General features: G+C 38.5%; 18 protein-coding genes. 7 read left to right on the forward strand and 11 right to left on the reverse strand.

Annotated features, from left to right (window positions below; genetic code table 11):
- Positions 1-12 precede the first annotated feature (12 nt).
- From purB to GSF09_RS05745, 3 genes are read left to right on the forward strand one after another with little or no spacing between them, the layout of a single operon-like run.
- Positions 13-1365: an adenylosuccinate lyase gene (gene purB, locus GSF09_RS05735; RefSeq protein WP_159799983.1), complete on the forward strand. Its 1353-nt coding sequence runs from the start codon at positions 13-15 to the stop codon at positions 1363-1365.
- Positions 1366-1390: 25 nt separating this feature from the next.
- On the forward strand, positions 1391-1993 hold the full coding sequence (locus GSF09_RS05740; protein WP_159799984.1) for an NAD(P)H-dependent oxidoreductase: 603 nt from the start codon (positions 1391-1393) through the stop codon (positions 1991-1993).
- A gap of 2 nt (positions 1994-1995) precedes the next feature.
- On the forward strand, positions 1996-3891 hold the full coding sequence (locus GSF09_RS05745; RefSeq protein ID WP_159799985.1) for a monovalent cation:proton antiporter-2 (CPA2) family protein: 1896 nt from the start codon (positions 1996-1998) through the stop codon (positions 3889-3891).
- 74 nt (positions 3892-3965) lie between these two features.
- On the opposite strand, the gene guaB is transcribed toward GSF09_RS05745, so the two are convergent.
- The 6 genes from guaB to GSF09_RS05775 all read right to left on the reverse strand — a co-directional run bounded on the left by guaB (position 3966) and on the right by GSF09_RS05775 (position 8941).
- Positions 3966-5438: an IMP dehydrogenase gene (gene guaB / locus GSF09_RS05750; protein WP_159799986.1), complete on the reverse strand. Its 1473-nt coding sequence runs from the start codon at positions 5436-5438 to the stop codon at positions 3966-3968.
- A 51-nt stretch (positions 5439-5489) separates the two neighbouring features.
- Positions 5490-5924, reverse strand: coding sequence for an arsenate reductase ArsC (locus GSF09_RS05755; RefSeq protein WP_159799987.1), 435 nt, complete (start codon positions 5922-5924; stop codon positions 5490-5492).
- Positions 5925-6050: 126 nt separating this feature from the next.
- Positions 6051-6515: a DUF6428 family protein gene (locus GSF09_RS05760; RefSeq protein ID WP_159799988.1), complete on the reverse strand. Its 465-nt coding sequence runs from the start codon at positions 6513-6515 to the stop codon at positions 6051-6053.
- Between the two features lie 15 nt (positions 6516-6530).
- On the reverse strand, positions 6531-6863 hold the full coding sequence (locus GSF09_RS05765; RefSeq protein WP_159799989.1) for a helix-turn-helix transcriptional regulator: 333 nt from the start codon (positions 6861-6863) through the stop codon (positions 6531-6533).
- A gap of 68 nt (positions 6864-6931) precedes the next feature.
- The gene (locus GSF09_RS05770; protein ID WP_159799990.1) at positions 6932-7795 is read right to left on the reverse strand and encodes a hydroxymethylglutaryl-CoA lyase; all 864 of its coding nucleotides are present in this window, start codon (positions 7793-7795) and stop codon (positions 6932-6934) included.
- Positions 7796-7903: 108 nt separating this feature from the next.
- On the reverse strand, positions 7904-8941 hold the full coding sequence (locus GSF09_RS05775; RefSeq protein ID WP_159799991.1) for a quinone-dependent dihydroorotate dehydrogenase: 1038 nt from the start codon (positions 8939-8941) through the stop codon (positions 7904-7906).
- Positions 8942-9026: 85 nt separating this feature from the next.
- Between GSF09_RS05775 and GSF09_RS05780 the strand changes: the two genes are divergently transcribed.
- Both GSF09_RS05780 and pepT read left to right on the forward strand, forming a co-directional pair.
- Positions 9027-9641, forward strand: a complete 615-nt coding sequence (locus GSF09_RS05780; protein WP_159799992.1) for a hypothetical protein — start codon at positions 9027-9029, stop codon at positions 9639-9641.
- A gap of 58 nt (positions 9642-9699) precedes the next feature.
- The gene (pepT, locus tag GSF09_RS05785; RefSeq protein WP_159799993.1) at positions 9700-10962 is read left to right on the forward strand and encodes a peptidase T; all 1263 of its coding nucleotides are present in this window, start codon (positions 9700-9702) and stop codon (positions 10960-10962) included.
- A 391-nt stretch (positions 10963-11353) separates the two neighbouring features.
- Here the strand turns inward: pepT and yajC are convergent, their stop codons facing one another.
- From yajC to GSF09_RS05805, 4 genes are all read right to left on the reverse strand, one after another.
- Complete coding sequence (gene yajC, locus GSF09_RS05790; RefSeq protein ID WP_159799994.1) at positions 11354-11632, reverse strand: preprotein translocase subunit YajC; 279 nt, start codon at positions 11630-11632, stop codon at positions 11354-11356.
- Positions 11633-11635: 3 nt separating this feature from the next.
- On the reverse strand, positions 11636-12121 hold the full coding sequence (locus GSF09_RS05795; RefSeq protein WP_159799995.1) for a DUF1573 domain-containing protein: 486 nt from the start codon (positions 12119-12121) through the stop codon (positions 11636-11638).
- A gap of 19 nt (positions 12122-12140) precedes the next feature.
- The gene (gene nusB / locus GSF09_RS05800) at positions 12141-13085 is read right to left on the reverse strand and encodes a transcription antitermination factor NusB (RefSeq protein ID WP_201309332.1); all 945 of its coding nucleotides are present in this window, start codon (positions 13083-13085) and stop codon (positions 12141-12143) included.
- Positions 13086-13173: 88 nt separating this feature from the next.
- Positions 13174-14277, reverse strand: a complete 1104-nt coding sequence (locus tag GSF09_RS05805) for a Glu/Leu/Phe/Val dehydrogenase dimerization domain-containing protein (protein ID WP_159799996.1) — start codon at positions 14275-14277, stop codon at positions 13174-13176.
- A gap of 196 nt (positions 14278-14473) precedes the next feature.
- On the opposite strand from GSF09_RS05805, the gene GSF09_RS05810 reads away from it, so the two are divergent.
- Positions 14474-16234, forward strand: coding sequence for an ABC transporter ATP-binding protein (locus GSF09_RS05810; RefSeq protein WP_159799997.1), 1761 nt, complete (start codon positions 14474-14476; stop codon positions 16232-16234).
- Between the two features lie 71 nt (positions 16235-16305).
- Positions 16306-16677, forward strand: coding sequence for a PUR family DNA/RNA-binding protein (locus GSF09_RS05815; protein WP_159799998.1), 372 nt, complete (start codon positions 16306-16308; stop codon positions 16675-16677).
- 175 nt (positions 16678-16852) lie between these two features.
- Here the strand turns inward: GSF09_RS05815 and dnaK are convergent, their stop codons facing one another.
- Complete coding sequence (dnaK, locus tag GSF09_RS05820) at positions 16853-18742, reverse strand: molecular chaperone DnaK (protein WP_159799999.1); 1890 nt, start codon at positions 18740-18742, stop codon at positions 16853-16855.
- Positions 18743-18750 lie beyond the last annotated feature (8 nt).

Genomic DNA, 18750 nt, shown 5'->3' on the forward strand with positions numbered 1-18750 from the left:
AACACACAACAAATGCAAATTTTATCTGAACTGAATGCCATATCTCCTATAGATGGAAGGTACAGGGGCAAAACTATGGCTTTATCTGCCTATTTTTCTGAGGAAGCCCTGATACGCTATCGTGTACTGGTTGAAATTGAATATTTTATTGCACTTTGCGAATTGCCTTTACCACAACTTAAAAATACAGATAAAAGCAAATTTCCGGCATTGCGTGATATATATAAAAATTTTACGGCAGAAGATGCCCTGCAGATAAAAGAAATTGAAAAAACTACTAACCACGATGTTAAGGCAGTTGAGTATTTTATAAAAAATGCATTCGACAGGCTGGGGCTTCAGGAATATAAAGAGTTTATACATTTTGGGCTTACAAGCCAGGATATAAATAATACCGCCATACCGCTTTCCACCAAAGACGCTTTTGAAAGAGTATATATGCCTTCACTCATCGGGGTAATTTCAAGGCTTAAGGAACTGAGTGTGGAATGGGCTGATGTGCCCATGCTGGCACGCACCCACGGCCAGCCTGCCTCCCCTACCCGTTTAGGTAAGGAAATAGGCGTTTTTGTAGAAAGGCTTGAAGAACAGCTGCGCCTGTTATTCAATATACCTTTTGCTGCTAAATTTGGCGGTGCCACAGGCAACTTTAATGCGCATTTTATAGCTTACCCAAATAACGACTGGCGCAAATTCGGGCAGGATTTTGTAGAAGGCTCTTTGGGCTTAAAACATTCTTTCCCCACGACACAGATTGAACATTATGACCATTTTGCCGCATTTTTTGATGCATTGAAACGTATTAATACAATCCTTATCGACCTTGACAGGGATATATGGACATACGTTTCAATGGACTATTTCAAGCAAAAAATTAAAGCGGGGGAAATAGGCTCATCGGCTATGCCACACAAGGTAAACCCAATAGATTTTGAAAACTCGGAAGGCAATCTGGGTATTGCCAATGCAATTTTTGAGCATCTTTCGGCTAAACTGCCTGTATCAAGGCTGCAGCGCGACCTTACCGACAGTACCGTATTGCGCAACATAGGCGTACCTATGGGGCACACGCTTATAGCTTTTGAAGCAACGCTTAAAGGGCTTAATAAATTATTGCTGAATGCAGAAAAATTTGAGGAAGACCTTGAAAAGAACTGGGCAGTAGTTGCCGAAGCTATACAAACCATACTGCGCAGGGAAAACTATCCCAACCCTTATGAAGCGTTAAAAGACCTTACACGAACTAACAAGGCTATTGATAAAAATGCCATACATGAGTTTATTGGCAATCTCAACGTATCGCAACAGGTAAAAAATGAATTACTGCAAATAACACCTGCAAATTATTTGGGAATAAATCCATAACTTTAGGCAGCAGATGTAATAATTTATGCCAAACAAAATACTTATCATTTTTGCCCATCCCTTATTCGAAAAATCGAATGCCAATGCTGCACTCGTAAGGCATATACCGCAATCGCCTAACATTACATTTCACGATTTATACCAGGAATACCCTGAATTTGATATTGACCTGAAGCGTGAGCAGGAACTGCTCATGCTTCATGATATAATTATATGGCACCACCCTATGTACTGGTACAGCTGCCCGCCGCTTTTAAAACAATGGATAGATATAGTGCTGGAGCATGGCTGGGCTTATGGCAAAGAGGGGAAAGCCCTAAAGGATAAAATACTGCTGCAGGTAATTACTACCGGGGGCAGAAAGGAAAATTACTGCGCCACAGGCCGCGACCGTTTTACTGTAATGCAGTTGCTGGAGCCTTTTAACCAAACAGCAAAAGTGTGCAACATGATTTACCTTCCGCCCTATGTGGTGCATGGTACACACTCCATGCCACGTGAGGTTTATGAAGAAGAAGGGAAAATGTATAATCTTTTACTGGGGTACCTTGAAAACAGGGGCATTAACCTTTCGGAACTTTTTAATTACTCCTATTTTAACGACTGGTTTAAAACTAAACTCAAGTAACTATGGCAGACAGCTTTTTTTTTCAGGCGATTATTTATCTGGCAGCTGCGGTTATTTGCGTGCCTATAGCCAAAAAAATAGGGCTTAGCTCTATACTGGGTTATCTTTTTGCAGGTATAATTATCGGCCCTTATGTGCTTGGGCTTATTGGGCAGGAAGGTGAAGATATAATGCACTTTGCCGAGTTTGGTGTGGTAATGATGCTTTTCATTATCGGCCTGGAACTGGACCCGTATAAATTCTGGAAAATGCGGCGTTTTATATTCGGCATGGGCTTTATCCAGGTAGCGCTAACTACTATAATATTATTCCTTGCCTGTTCGGCAGTATTGCGCTGGGAGTGGCAAACCACACTTGCAATATCGCTGGCATTAACCCTTTCTTCTACAGCTATTGTGATGCAGACACTAAAGGAAAAAGGGCTCACCAAAACATCAATGGGCCGGTCTTCCTTTGCAGTATTACTTTTCCAGGATATTGCTGTAATTCCTATACTTGCCATATTGCCGTTATTGGCTGATGGTGATATACACAACGAGGGAATAAGCCAGTCTTTAATAAGCAATTTATCTGCGTGGCTGCAAACTTTAATAGTATTTGTAGCTATCGCATCAGTATATTTCGGGGGGCGGTATTTAATAGTGCCGCTGCTGCATATAATTGCAAACACACGCCTGCAGGAATTATTTACAGCCTCGGCACTACTGCTGGTAATGGCGGTATCCTATATGATGCAGCTTGTGGGGTTAAGCCCTGCATTAGGTGCCTTTATGGCAGGTGTAGTATTGGCCAACAGCGAATTCAGGCATGAGCTTGAAGGCGATATTGAACCGTTTAAAGGATTGCTTTTAGGGCTGTTTTTTATAGGCGTTGGTGCATCTATAAACTTTAACCTGATTTTTGCCGACCCTGCCTTTATTATAATTTTCTGTACCATATTCAACATAATTAAGTTTTTTGTTTTATTGGGAATAGGGAAACTATATAAGAAAAGCTCAGACCAGAATATGCTGTTTGCCTTTGCCCTCAGCCAGGCCGGTGAATTTGGTTTTGTTATACTGGGCTTTGCCAACCAGCTAAACCTTATGCCTACCATGCTGGCCAACCAGATGATGGCGGTTATTGCGCTCAGTATGATAGGTACACCCTTCCTGCTCCTTATTAATGAAAAATGGATAGACCCCTATTTTGGTGTTAAGGAAAAAGCCAAAAATGATTATGACAAAATTGATGAAGATGAAAATAATGATGTAATAATTGCCGGTTTCGGTAATTTTGGAAGTACTATAGGACGGCTTTTAAAAGCAAACGGTATTCCTGCAACCGTATTAGATATGAATTCAGAACGGGTTGATTCCCTGCGGAAGATTGGCTTTAAGGTATATTACGGGGATGCCACAAGGCTGGAACTGCTAAAGGCAGCAGGCTGTGAAAATGCCAAAATATTTATTGCCGCTATAGATAACCCGAGGGTAAACCTAAGCGTTATTGAAAAGGTAAAGAAACATTTTCCGCACCTGAAAATACTTGCACGTGCCCGCAACAGGAACGATGCCTTTGAAATAGTAGATATGGGGCTTAAAAACTTTTACAGGGAAAATTTATACAGTGCCGTACACTTGGGTGTGGATGCATTGGTAGAACTGGGCCACCGCCGTTATACCGCTACAAGGCAGGGACAACGATTTATTAAATTTGACGAACAGGCAACCTTCAGGCTGGCAGAAAAACGCCATGACAAAAAAGCTTTCCTTGTAACATCTATGGAAGAAATTGAAATGCAGGAACAGCTTATAAAAAGCGACCTTTATACTATGCTGGGCGCCAATGACCACGCTTGGGAAAGTGAAGACCTTAAACGCGAGGCAACAATGGAGAATAATTCTGATAACAAATAAAACCGCTTATTTTCGGTAATAAAAAACAGCCCTGAATCAGGGCTGTTTTTTTTATTTAAATATTTTCAATTCATTTACCTGCTGTAATTAGGTGCTTCCTTAGTAATAGTTACATTATGCGGATGGCTTTCTGTTATACCGCTCGAAGTCAGCCTTATAAAACGGGAATTTTCCTGTAAAGCAGGTATATCTTTTGCTCCGCAATATCCCATGCCTGCACGCAGGCCGCCTATAAATTGCAGCATACTTTCGTATAACTCGCCTTTATAGGGCACACGCCCCACAATACCTTCGGGCACAAGTTTTTTTACATCATCCTCAACATCCTGGAAATAACGGTCTTTCGAGCCTTCATTCATAGCTTCTACAGAACCCATCCCCCTGTAAGATTTAAACTTCCTGCCTTCAAATATTATAGTTTCTCCCGGAGATTCCTTAGTGCCTGCCAATAAAGAACCCAGCATTACGCAATCGGCTCCTGCGGCAAGGGCTTTAGGTATATCACCCGTATAACGGATACCGCCATCTGCAATAACAGGTACTCCGGTACCCCGCAGGGCGGCAGCTACCTCCAGCACTGCAGAAAACTGGGGGAAACCCACTCCTGCCACTACTCTTGTTGTGCATATAGAGCCCGGGCCTATACCTACTTTTACAGCATCTGCGCCATTTTCGGCAAGGTATTTTGCTGCTTCGGGTGTGGCAATATTGCCTACCACCACATCAAGTTCCGGGAATTTACTTTTTACTTCTTTCAAAACTTTTACAACACCCTGTGTGTGCCCATGCGCTGTATCAATAATAACCGCATCTACACCCGCGTTAACCAAAGCTTCTGCCCTTGTAACGGCATCAGCAGTAACGCCAAGTGCTGCAGCAACACGCAGCCTGCCGAATTTATCTTTATTGGCAATAGGCTTTTGGGTTAGTTTTGTTATATCCCTGAAGGTTATAAGCCCTATTAGCTTATATTCAGTATTTACTACCGGTAGCTTTTCAATTTTATTTTCCTGTAAAATACTTTCTGCGGCCTCAAGGGTTGTGCCCTCGCCTGCCGTTACCAGATTATCGGAAGTCATAACCTCCTGTATAGAACGGCTGTTATCTTTTTCAAACCTAAGGTCGCGGTTGGTAACAATACCTTTCAATATCCCATTTTCATCTACCACAGGAATACCACCTATACCATATTCCCTCATGGCATTTTTAGCATCGGACACCAAAGCAGTAAGCGGCAATGTAACGGGGTCTATTATCATGCCTGATTCTGCCCTTTTTACCCTTCGCACCTCAGCTGCCTGCTTGTCAATAGTCATATTTTTATGCAGTACACCTATACCGCCCTCTCGTGCCATGGCAATAGCCATATCGCTTTCGGTAACAGTATCCATAGCTGCGGAAACTATTGGCACATTTAATGTAATATTTCGGGAAAATTTGGACTTGATGCTTACTTCGCGCGGAAGTACTTCAGAATAGTTTGGAACCAGCAATACATCATCGTAAGTTAAACCCTCACCGATGATTTTAGTTGTGTGTGCTTTCATCGTTGCAATTTGTAGTTAAATTGCATGCAAATATACATAATTTTTAATGATTTATGCTTGCCGAGACTGTTTTATATGTTGATTTATAAAGGTTGCACTAAACTCCTTAATCATATCCCTTACTTCCCTAAACTGCTTCATTACTTCTTCATCATTTCCTGTTGCTTTTGCCGGGTCAGGAAAATTATGATGAAATTTTAGGGCATTTCCAGGGAAAAAAGGGCACTGCTCTTTGGCATTATCACATACGGTTATTACATAATCAAAATTTATATTGCTGTATTCATCAACATTATTGGAAGTATGCATGGATATATCTATACCATCTTCCCTCATTACAGCAATAGCTTTAGGGTTTACCCCATGGGTTTGTGTACCTGCACTGTAAACTTCTGCCCTATTACCGCTAAAATGCCTGAGATAACCTTCTGCTATCTGGCTCCTGCAACTGTTGCCTGTACAAAGCACTAAAATTTTCTTTTTCATACCATTAACCATATTATATTAATAATGCAAAACTTGGCATCAAAGCCAAAAATTAACTGCAGCACAATAACTGATGTAGTTATTATAATTATCTTTTTATGCTTTTTATTTAAATTTCTTTTAGCATCAGCAGCACCCACTACCGGGTGAACAGCATGATTCAGCAGTTTTATGATTTTCATCTTCTTTTGTTATAACAGTAATGCCACAACTGTCAGGTGCAAGGCAGGTTGTGGTTTTATTTGTAAGTATAAAGTCACTTCCATTAAATTCAAGGCTGTATTTACCAATAGTACTTCCCTGATATTCTATTTCAATTTCCCCGTCTTCCAAATCCAGTTTCCTTTCTGAAAGTTTAATAATATTCAGTAGTTTATGTGGTTTTAGCCGATGCTCAATATCATTGGCACTCCATAACTGGAAATTTATATTTTTTTCTACACGTACAACGCCTCCACAATCAATAAAACGTTTTTCGATACATCCAACTTCTGTAACATGAAAATGAGCAGGCACATAGCTACTATCTTCAAGCCTGAAACTGACTTTATCAATTTGCTGTAGAATATTTTTAAACTCAGATAATTTCATAATTACTATTTTACGTTAACAACATTCTTCGTTTTTTTCTTTAAGCTTTTCAGAAATTCCTGAAAAATACTTCAATAGCTTTTCTACTGCTGTTTCATCAATGCAGTAACATATAGCAGTGCCTTCAATATTCCCTTTTATCAGCCCTGCATTTTTCAATTCTTTAAGATGCTGTGAAACTGTAGTTTGTGCTAAAGGCAGTTCATTAACAATATCGCTGCAAATACATTCATTTACTTTTAATAAATATTCCAGAATAGCTACCCGTGCCGGGTTTCCCAATGCCTTTGCTATTACGGCAACTTCATTTTGATTTTCTGTAAATAATCCTGTTTTAGTAATACCCATACCTATATTTATATATTGCAATATTACGATAAATATAGAAATAAAAAAATTATTGGTGACTTTTTTGATTAATGAAATTCACCAAACAGCTTAGTTGCTTCATTATACGCGCTTTCAAAGCTTAAGGAATTAAGGTGCGTTGTAACTTTCTGGGTTGTAAAGTAGGAAAGCATTTTTTCTGTCGGCATGTTACCTGTAAGGTCATCTTTCGCCATTGGGCAACCGCCAAAACCCTGGATGGCTCCATCAAAACGACGGCAACCTGCTTTATAGGCCGCATCTGTTTTTTCATGCCATTTGTCAGGTGTGGTGTGCAGGTGTGCCCCAAATTCAACATCAGGATATTTAGGTATAAGGTTGGCAAAAAGGTAATCAATTACTTCTGGGGTAGAACTGCCTATGGTGTCCGAAAGTGATAAAATCTTTACGCCCATACCGGCAAGTTTTTCTGTCCACTCCCCTACTATCTCCACATTCCAAGGGTCGCCATAAGGGTTACCAAATCCCATTGAAAGATATGCTACCACTTCTTTACCTGCTTTGGCAGCAATATTCAGTATTTCCTGTAATGTAATTATAGATTCGGAAATAGTTTTATGCGTATTACGCATCTGGAAATTCTCTGATATTGAAAACGGATAACCAAGATATTGTATTTCAGGATGCACTGCTGCATTTTCAGCCCCTTTGGTATTGGCTATAATGGCAAGCAATTTGCTTCTTGTGGCTGAAAGGTCTAATCCTGCTAATACCTCGGCAGTGTCCTGCATCTGCGGAATGGCTTTGGGCGACACAAAACTGCCAAAGTCAATAGTATCAAACCCAACCCTTAACAGTGATTGTATATAGGTTATCTTTCTTTCAGTAGGAATAAAAGCCTTAATGCCCTGCATGGCATCGCGGGGGCATTCTATAATTTTTACCTGCTCCATAGAAAACCAAAGATAATAAAGATTTTTAAAGATAGTAAACCTAAAATATCTTTACTATAGCCTAAATTATAATATCTGTAATTTTAAAAGGCTTATTGTGATAATATATTAATACAAGCCCTTTTCGAGTATTTTTTTATTTATGGCTTTTACCAAAGCCGGGCCTTCATAAATAAACCCTGTATATAATTGTACAAGGCTTGCACCAGCTTCCAGTTTTTCAATGGCATCCTCAGGCGTATGAATACCGCCTACACCAATTATAGGAAAAGACCTGTTGCTTTTTTGTGACAGGAAGCGTATCACTTCAGTAGAACACCTGCATAATGGTTTTCCGCTTAGTCCGCCTGATTCTTTTCTGTTTTCAGATTTTAAACCTTCACGGCTTAATGTTGTATTAGTGGCTATTACACCCGCTATAGCTGTTTCCTTTACAATATCAATAATATCAAGCAACTGGTCATCAGTAAGGTCGGGTGCTATTTTTAACAGTATTGGCTTAGGCATAACTTTAGCTTTATTTAAAGCCTGTAGTGCCATTAACAGCCTGGTTAATGGTTCTTTATCCTGTAATTCCCTTAAATTAGGTGTATTGGGCGAGCTTACATTAACTACAAAATAATCAACATAATCATAAAGTGCTTCAAAACAAATTTCATAATCTGTTACTGCCTCTTCATTTGGTGTTACCTTATTTTTACCAATGTTACCGCCAATAAGTACATGATTTTTCCCTTTGGGGTTTTTCTTCAATCGCTCAACTGCAGCAGCTACCCCGCCATTATTAAAGCCCATGCGGTTAATAATAGCATTATCCTCCTTTAAACGGAACAGCCTTTTTTTGGGGTTGCCTTCCTGTGGCTTTGGGGTAAGTGTGCCTATTTCTATAAATCCGAATCCACAACTGGACAATTCATGAAAAAGAGTGGCATTCTTATCAAGCCCGGCAGCAAGCCCTACGGGATTTTTAAACCTGAGCCCGAAAACTTCGCGTTCCAGCCTTTTATCATTAACTGTAAAAGCTGATTTTATCATTGAGGATACACCTGGTATCCTGCTTATAAAACGAAATGAATTAAAGGTAAAGTGGTGTACTTTTTCAGGATCAAAATGAAAAAGCAAAGGGCGTATAACTGATTTGTACATAGTTGTTGTGTTGTGGTGCAAAAATAACATTATCCTGACAATAATTACTAATTTTGATAAGAACCGATAAATCTCATATCCTTTTATGATAAAAGATATTTTTTATGAACTATTGGGAGTTTATACTAAGGATAAGTCTTTAATTCAGAAACTTTGGGCTGAAATAGAAACCAATTATACATCTCGTGCCAGGCATTACCATACCCTACAGCATTTGGAAAATATATTTAAAGAGTTATGTGAATGCTACGATGAAATTTCTGATTGGGATACCATACTTTTTTCATTATTTTACCACGATGTAATTTACAATTCATCAAAAAAGGATAATGAGGAAAAGAGTGTAGATGTAGCTGTAAAATGCTTACTTCAAATCAATTATCATAGCCACAGGATAGATTTATGTTGTCAGGAAATTATGGCTACAAAAAGCCATACAATAAATGATAATTATGATGTAAACCTTTTTACGGATGCCGACCTTTCAATATTAGGCTATTCTTGGGAAAAGTATGAAGAATACTATAAACAGGTTCGGAAAGAATACAGCATATATCCTGACTTTTTGTACAAACCCGGCAGGAAAAAGGTATTGCAACATTTTCTTGATATGGAAAGCATATTTAAAACTGAGTTTTTCAAGAATAAATATGAAAATACTGCAAGGACTAATATCCAAAAAGAATTAAGCCTGCTTTAAATATGATACTCTCAAATAAATCGTAAATTTGTGCTTCATTATTAATAAATATTAAAAAATGCAGCATATAATAAACCGTTTTATTAGCTATGTTACTGTTGATACAGAATCTGATCCTAATTCTGATACCACCCCAAGCACCGCAAAACAATGGGACCTTGCCAATAAGCTTGTAGAAGAGCTAAAAGCAATAGGCATGGAAGATGTTACCATTGATGAAAATGCTTATATAATGGCTACATTACCCTCTAATGTTGAGCATGATGTTCCGGTTATTGGCTTTGTATCGCATTTTGATACTACACCCGATTTTACAGGTGCAAATGTAAAACCCCAGATTATTGAAAACTATGATGGTGGCGACATTGTACTGAATAAAGAACAGGATATAATACTTTCCCCTGATTATTTTAAAGACCTTTTACAATATAAAGGCCAAACCATTATTACTACAGACGGTACTACCCTATTGGGTGCAGACGACAAAGCCGGTATTACCGAAATTGTAACGGCTATGGAATACCTTATAAATAATCCTGATATTAAACATGGTAAAATTCGTGTAGGTTTTACACCGGATGAGGAAATTGGCCGCGGTGCACATAAATTTGATGTGAAAAAATTTGGTGCCGACTGGGCTTATACAATGGATGGCAGCCAGATTGGCGAACTGGAATATGAAAACTTTAATGCTGCCGGTGCCAGGATAACATTTAAGGGTAAAAGCGTTCACCCCGGTTATGCAAAAGGAAAAATGATAAACTCTATGCTGCTGGCAAATAAATTTATTTCTGAACTGCCCGGTGATGAAGTACCTGAAAAAACTTCCGGTTACGATGGCTTTTTTCATGTTACAGGAATTACAGGGAGCATTGAGGAAACAGTTGTTCAGCTTATTATACGCGACCATGATAAAAAGAAGTTTGAAAAACGCAAGAAGCTGGTAAAGAAAATTGCTAAGGATATAAACAAAAAATACCGAAAGAAATTTGGTGATGATATTGTTATAGCCGAAGTTAAAGATCAGTACTATAACATGAAAGAAAAAGTGGTTCCTGTAATGCACATAGTTGACATTGCTGAAAAAGCCATGAAATCTTTAGATATTAAACCTATAATTAAACCTATTCGCGGCGGCACTGATGGCTGCCAGCTTTCTTATATGGGCCTGCCATGCCCTAATATATTTGCGGGTGGGCACAATTTTCATGGTAAGTATGAATATGTACCTGTAGAAAGCATGCAAAAAGCTGTAGAAGTGATTGTAAAAATTGCAGAGCTTACAGCAAAACAAAAAAATGGAAAAACAAAAAAGGAATAAGCAGCTATTTAAATAATAAGTATGCCTTAAAAAATCCCCATCATAAATTATATGATGGGGATTTTTATATTTTACTGCTATAAAACAGCAAGGCTACACAAACTTATATTTATTCGCCGTGTATTGCCGTGTTGCTGACCGGTTTCCGCATAAAGCGCCGGCGTAGGTTTCGCCCTGTACGAACGGGTGGAAAGTACAGCGCCCCTTACAGCCTCCTCGGCAAAGCTGACTACCCGTCATCTTCGCTTCGACATCATATAAGCAGTTTCACCTGTTTCAATGCTGTAAAGTTAGGCAACCATTTCTTATAACACTCTTAAGTGAAGCCTAAGATGTTGTTAATGTATAATGAGTACCATAAAAAAATCCCCATCTTAAAGATGGGGATTTTTTATTTTGCAGGTGCGTTTAACTTCTGGCTCAACTCAAGAGAAATCGCGCTGCGTTCCATTTTCAGTTTTCCTGCCATTGTTTCAACAACTACCGAATCATGGGCAAGTTCGGCAATCCTTCCGTGAATGCCGCTTTTGGTGATAATCCTGTCGCCCACCTTTAAATTCTTTTCAAATTCCTTTTCAAGTTTTTGCCTTTTTTGCTGTGGCCTTATCATTAAAAAATAGATAACCACAAACATTAAAATCAGTGGCAAAAACGACTGTATCTGTTCCATATATTATTTTCCTTTTACGGGGGTTACGCCTATACCGCCTGCTTTAGGGGTAACATTGGCAGTAAATTTAAGGGTTTCTGTACCTTTTTCTGTATTTGATGTTACAGTAACTGTTTTATTTTGGTTACCGCTTTTACCATTTGTATTAAATGTTACCTTAATTTCGCCAGAATCGCCTGGTTTAACAGGGGTTTTGGTATAATCAGGCACAGTACAGCCACAGCTTGGCTTTACCTCATTAATAATAAGGTCGGCACTGCCCTCATTAGTAAATGTATAAACATGTTCCACCTTGTCACCTTCATTTACAGTACCAAAGTCATACTCAAGGTTTTCAAATTTCATAACAGGCAGTTTACCTGATTCAGCATGGGCAATTTCAGCTTTTTTTGCTGTTTCTTCGTCAATGCGCAAAGCTGCATTTTCTTTACAGGAAACCGTAAACACTAAAGATGCTATGGCAAGCACAGCTACTGATTTTCTAATCATAATTTCAGTTTTTATAGTTTTACATTAAACCTCTTCCGGTTTTTATTAATTTATTATTGGTTTGATAGTTCTTTACCAGATTATCCAGTATACCGTTTATAAAAATACTGCTTTTAGGCGTAGAATACTCCTTGGCTATTTCCAGGTATTCATTTATAGTAACCTTTACCGGTATAGAAGGGAATTTTAAAAATTCACATATTGCCATTTTTAATATAATGGCATCAATTTCAGCAATCCTTTCGGTATCCCAGTTTGGTGTTTTATCAATAAACTCCTTGGCAAGCTCCACCTCATTAAGCACTGTTTTCCTGAACAGGTCCCGCACAAAATCCTTATCATCGGCATCTTTATAAAGCTTAGGTACCAGAAATGAATCATTACCGTTTTCCTTTACCTGCTTCAGTTGCTTGCTTATTAGGGTGTTAACCAAAGGTATATCATCAACCCAGGTAAGCTTGTAATCTTCCAGGTATTCATAAAGCTTTTCATTAGGCGCAATAACTTCAGTAAAAATATCGGTTACAAACTGCCTGTCTTCCTCAAAGTTATTGTCCCTGTTTTGCATATAGCTTTCATACAGGGTGCTTTTTTTTATTTCGTCCAGCAGTATAAGCAGGTAGTCATCGTTCAGCTTCCAGTTATTTATTTTCCTGTCTTCAAGCGCAATAGATAAAGTGTTACTGTCAGCAAGCAGCTGTAATACTTTATTATTTATAAATTTCCTGTTTGGGTTGCGTTCCTCGCTGGTGGCAAGATGTTTCCTGGCTGACTTATCAATAAAATCCTCCTCAATATTCCTTAATTCAACCAGTGCAGAAAGCATGGTAAGGTATAAGTCCCGGATGTTTTCAATACTCTGGAACAGGAATTTTTCTTCCTTTTCAAGGTTATCTGAATCTGTTTGGTGCATGGCATAAATAGACTGCATCACCTTAACACGAATATGTCTTCTGTTTAACATCCGCCTTTTAAGAACTTTTAAAAATTAACGAAGCGAAAGAGTTTTTCTTTCGCTTCGCAAAATTAATAATAATATTTTTAAGCCAATATTATTTAGCTGTTTCTTTTTTCTTATCGTCAATACGCTTTTGTGCTATAGACATAGCTGCCTGCTGGGTAGTAATACCGTTAGCTTCGGCAAAAGTGAATATTTCAAGCGTAGTGTTGTATATATTTTCGGTTTTCCTTAAAGCTTCCGCTTTATCATAACCTACTATCTCTGCATATACATTAATAATACCACCTGCATTGATAAGGAAATCAGGGGCATAAGCAATGCCTTTTTCCTGCAATACCCTGCCATGTATTTCTTCATTGGCAAGCTGATTATTGGCAGCACCGGCAATAACTTTAGCTTTTATCCTTTCAATAGTAAGGTCATTAATAGTAGCACCAAGCGCACAAGGAGCATAAATATCTACATCAGCACTGTAAACATCTTCACCTGTATATATAGTTGCTCCATATTTGGCAACCATTTCCTGCATCCTTGCCTCATTAATATCCGATACAGTTACAATAGCTCCTTCTTTAGTAAGGTGGCTTATAAGGGTTTCACCCACATGGCCCGTTCCTTGTACAAGTACTTTTTTACCTGCAAGGTTATCAGAACCAAATTTAAATTTAGCAGCAGCCTTCATACCCATGTATACACCATAAGCAGTTACAGGCGATGGGTTGCCAGATCCTCCCCTTGCTTCGGATATACCGGTTACATAAGGTGTAACATCGCGTATAATGTCCATATCAGGAGTGGTAGTACCCACATCTTCTGCTGTAATATATTTTCCGCTAAGGGAATGTATAAACTGTCCGAATTTCACCATCATTTCAGGAGTCTTATCGGTTTTAGCATCGCCAATTATAACAGCTTTACCACCACCAAGATTTAAACCTGATATAGCAGACTTGTAAGTCATACCCCTTGACAGCCTTAAAACGTCGTTTAGTGCCTCCCACTCATTTGCATACTTCCACATTCTTGTTCCTCCAAGAGCAGGGCCTAAAACAGTATTATGTATACCAATTATTGCTTTTAATCCAGTATCTTTGTCATGACAAAAAACAATTTGTTCGTGGTCATTAAAAGAAGCCTGGCCAAAAACAGGATCGGCTTTTGTAAGCTCGTTAGCTTTAATAACTTCTGCTATCATGGTAATAATTTTAAAATTGAAATTAATTCAAAAACAGGGTACAAAAATACACTTATAATTAAAACATTGCAATATAAAACGCTTTTTTTAGTTTTTCGATAATTAAAACAGTATATTTTAAATAGCCATATACAGCCGCCACAACAAGTAATTTAACAGTAATTGATTTAAATTTTACTATTACATAAATATTAAAATGAAAGAACTTCAATATTTAAATAAATATTTTAAGAAATATAAATTTCAATTTCTTTTAGGCATACTAATTACCATTGCCGCCCAGATTTTTTCCCTCTTTACACCTGAACTTATAGGTAACTCTATTAAAGCAATAGAAGAATTTCATAAAAACGGTAATGTGCCCGCATCTGTAATAAAAGATGAATTGCTTAACAATATATTATTGATTATTGCCACTACATTGATAGCGGGTGTACTTACATTTTTAATGAGGCAGACCCTTATAGTGATGTCCCGCCATGTTGAGTTTGACCTTAAGAATGAAATATTCAGGCATTATGAAAACCTTTCGCAAAGTTTTTATAAACGCAACCGTACAGGCGACCTTATGAACCGCATAAGTGAAGACGTAGGCAAAGTGCGCATGTATGTAGGCCCGGCTGTAATGTATGCACTTAATACCATAATTCGTTTTGCGGTGGTTATTACACATATGTATATAATATCACCAAAGCTTACTTTGTATACCCTGCTGCCTTTGCCATTACTAGCCTACAGTATATATAAAGTCAGTACACAAATAAATAAACGCAGTGCGCTTTACCAGCAAAACCTATCAAGGCTTTCAACCTTTACGCAGGAAATGTTTTCGGGCATCAGGGTTATTAAAGCCTATGCGCTGGAGCCGCAAAAGCAGGCTGATTTTACCGATTTATCACGCGACAGCAAAGCTAAAAACATGAGCCTTGCAAAAGTAAACGCGCAATTTGGCCCGCTAATGATATTGCTGATAGGCATAAGCAACCTGGTTGTAATATATGTGGGTGGTATGATGTATATAAACGGAAATATACCTGATATTGGTGTTATTGCACAGTTTATACTCTATATAAATATGCTTACCTGGCCCGTAGCCTCACTTGGGTGGATTTCATCAATGGTGCAGGAAGCGGAGGCTTCACAAAAAAGGATAAACGAATTCCTGAAAACAGAGCCTGAAATACAAAATGCAAATAATGAGCGTACTGCCGTATTGGGCTCCATAGCCTTTAACAACGTTACCTTTACTTATGAGGACACTAATATTACGGCATTAAAAAACATATCCTTTAATGTTAATAAAGGAGAAACACTGGCAATATTAGGCAAAACAGGCTCGGGAAAATCAACCGTGCTTTCCTTAATAAGCAGGCTTTATGATGTACAAAAAGGTACTATTACCATTGATGGGGAAAATATAAAAGACATTAACCTTTATGACCTTCGAAACAGTATAGGGTTTGTACCACAGGATGCGTTCCTTTTTTCCGACAGTATAAAAAACAATATAAAATTTGGTAATGAGGATGCCACAGAAGATGAAATTATTACAGTTGCCAAAAAAGCCGTGGTGCATAGTAATATTGAAGGCTTTACAAAACAATATGAAACCATTTTAGGCGAAAGGGGCATAACACTTTCAGGTGGGCAAAAACAGCGCGTATCCATCGCAAGGGCATTGATTAAAGATGCTCCTGTGTTGCTGCTGGACGACTGCCTTTCGGCAGTTGACACCGAAACTGAAGAGGCTATTTTAAATAACCTGGAAGAATTTTGCAGGGATAAAACCACAATAATAGTAAGCCACAGGGTATCCTCAGCAAAAAATGCAGACAAAATCATTATTTTGGAAGACGGAAAAATAATACAGCAAGGCACTCACAATCAACTGGTAAATGAGCAGGGTTATTATAAAGAACTGTATTTAAAACAGCTTTCGGAAAAAGAATTACAATAATTTGTTTGCATTATTTATATTTTTTTTAGATTTTTGGTTGCGACTAAACCAATAAAGTTAAGTAAAGGATTATGAGAGAAAATGACATGTTGGAAAAGGAAGAAATCTTTTCTAAAGTTTTAAGGGCAGGAAGAAGAACATACTTCTTTGATGTAAGGGCTACAAAAGCTGATGATTACTACATAACCATAACTGAAAGTAAAAAATTTACCGAAGAGGATGGTTCTTTTCACTTTAAAAAGCACAAAATTTATCTTTACAAAGAAGATTTTGGGGCGTTTAAAGAGATACTTGATGAAATGACAAACTATGTGCTGGACCAGAAAGGTGAGGAAGTAATTTCCGAAAGGCATCAAAAAGACTTCAGGAAGCTCTTTGCTGAAAAACCGGAAGAAACAGTAACCACAGAAAGCTTTACGGATATAAACTTTGACGATATTTAATAGAAACTGCCTTAGGGCAGTTTTTTTATTCTTATAAGTAATACTATATTTATCACTATATATATTCAGCTATTACACTTTGCAAAATAGTATTTAACATAACAAAAATGCCACGCTATTCGCGTGGCATTTTCTATTATCTATAATCTCGTATCTAAAAATCTTCTAACAGAGGTTATTTCACTTCTTCAAAATCTACATCCTGAACCTCGTCATCGCCGCCACCTTGCTGGCCGCCTTCAGGCTGTGCCTGTTGTGCACCTTCGGCCTGTGCTTTGTACATTTCTTCCGAAGCATTTTTCCAGGCTTCGTTTATTTTGTCAAGCGCCGGCTGTATTGTAGCAACATCTTTGGTTTCATAAGCTTTTTTCAGTTCCTCAAGAGCCGATTCAATAGGCTGCTTATTAGCATCTGAAAGTTTATCGCCAAACTCCTTAAGTTGTTTTTCAGTCTGGAAAATCATTCCGTCAGCCTCATTCAGCTTATCCACTTTTTCTTTGGCTGCTTTATCAGCTTCGGCATTGGCCTCTGCTTCCCTCTTCATCCTGTCAATTTCTTCCTGGGTTAATCCTGAAGCTTCGATACGGATGTCGTGCGATTTTCCTGTGCCTTTATCAGTAGCCGATACTTTAATAATACCGTTGGCATCAATATCAAAAGTTACCTCAATTTGCGGCACACCCCTTTGTGCAGGAGGAATACCATCAAGGTGGAAACGCCCTATTGTTTTATTATCCTGCGCCATTGGCCTTTCACCCTGCAACACATGGATTTCTACCGATGGCTGATTATCTGCTGCTGTAGAAAATACCTGCGATTTTTTGGTAGGGATAGTTGTATTGGCTTCAATTAACTTTGTCATAACTCCACCCATAGTTTCAATACCTAATGAAAGCGGGGTTACATCAAGAAGCAGTACATCTTTAACATCTCCTGTTAATACACCTCCCTGAATTGCAGCACCTATAGCCACAACCTCATCCGGGTTAACGCCTTTTGATGGCTTTTTACCAAAGAATTTCTCTACTTCTTCCTGTATCCTTGGAATACGGGTAGAACCACCTACTAATATTACCTCATCAATATCTGATTTAGAAAGGCCGGCATCTTTCAATGCTTTTTCGCATGGCAGCATAGAACGTCTTACAAGCTCATCTGCCAGTTGCTCAAATTTGGCCCTTGTTAATGTTTTTACAAGGTGTTTAGGCCCTGAAGCCGTAGCCGTAACATAAGGAAGGTTTATTTCTGTTTGTGTAGAAGAAGACAACTCGATTTTTGCTTTTTCAGCAGCTTCTTTCAAACGCTGTAATGCCATGGCATCCTTACGTAAGTCTACACCTTCTTCGCTGTTGAATTCACTTGCCAGCCAGTCAATAATAACCTGGTCAAAATCATCACCACCAAGGTGGGTATCACCATTTGTAGAAAGTACTTCAAATACACCGTCACCCAATTCAAGAATTGAGATGTCAAAAGTACCACCACCAAGGTCATACACAGCAATCTTCTGGTCTTTACCCGATTTGTCAAGGCCATAAGCCAGAGCAGCAGCGGTGGGCTCATTAATAATCCTTCTTACTTTAAGGCCTGCAATTTCACCGGCTTCTTTAGTTGCCTGGCGCTGTGCATCGTTAAAGTAAGCCGGTACAGTAATTACTGCCTCACTCACCGTTTGCCCAAGATAATCCTCGGCCGTTTTTTTCATTTTCTGCAAAGTCATGGCAGAAAGTTCCTGTGGTGTATAAAGGCGTCCGTTAATATCTACACGGGGTGTATCATTATCACCTTTAACTACTTTATAAGGTACATTTCCTGCCTCTTTAGAGCTTTCAGAAAACTTATTGCCCATAAAACGCTTTATGGAAGATATAGTTTTTGTAGGGTTTGTAACCGCCTGCCTTTTTGCAGGGTCACCAACTTTAATCTCACCGCCGTCAACAAAAGCAATTACCGATGGTGTAGTCCTTTTACCTTCAGCATTTGCTATAACTACCGGCTCACCGCCTTCCATTACGGCAACACAAGAGTTAGTTGTCCCTAAGTCAATTCCGATTATTTTACTCATCTTGTCTT

The sequence above is a fragment of the Flavobacterium sp. MK4S-17 genome (assembly GCF_009848495.1).
In the GTDB taxonomy this organism is placed as follows: Bacteria; Bacteroidota; Bacteroidia; order Flavobacteriales; family Flavobacteriaceae; genus Flavobacterium.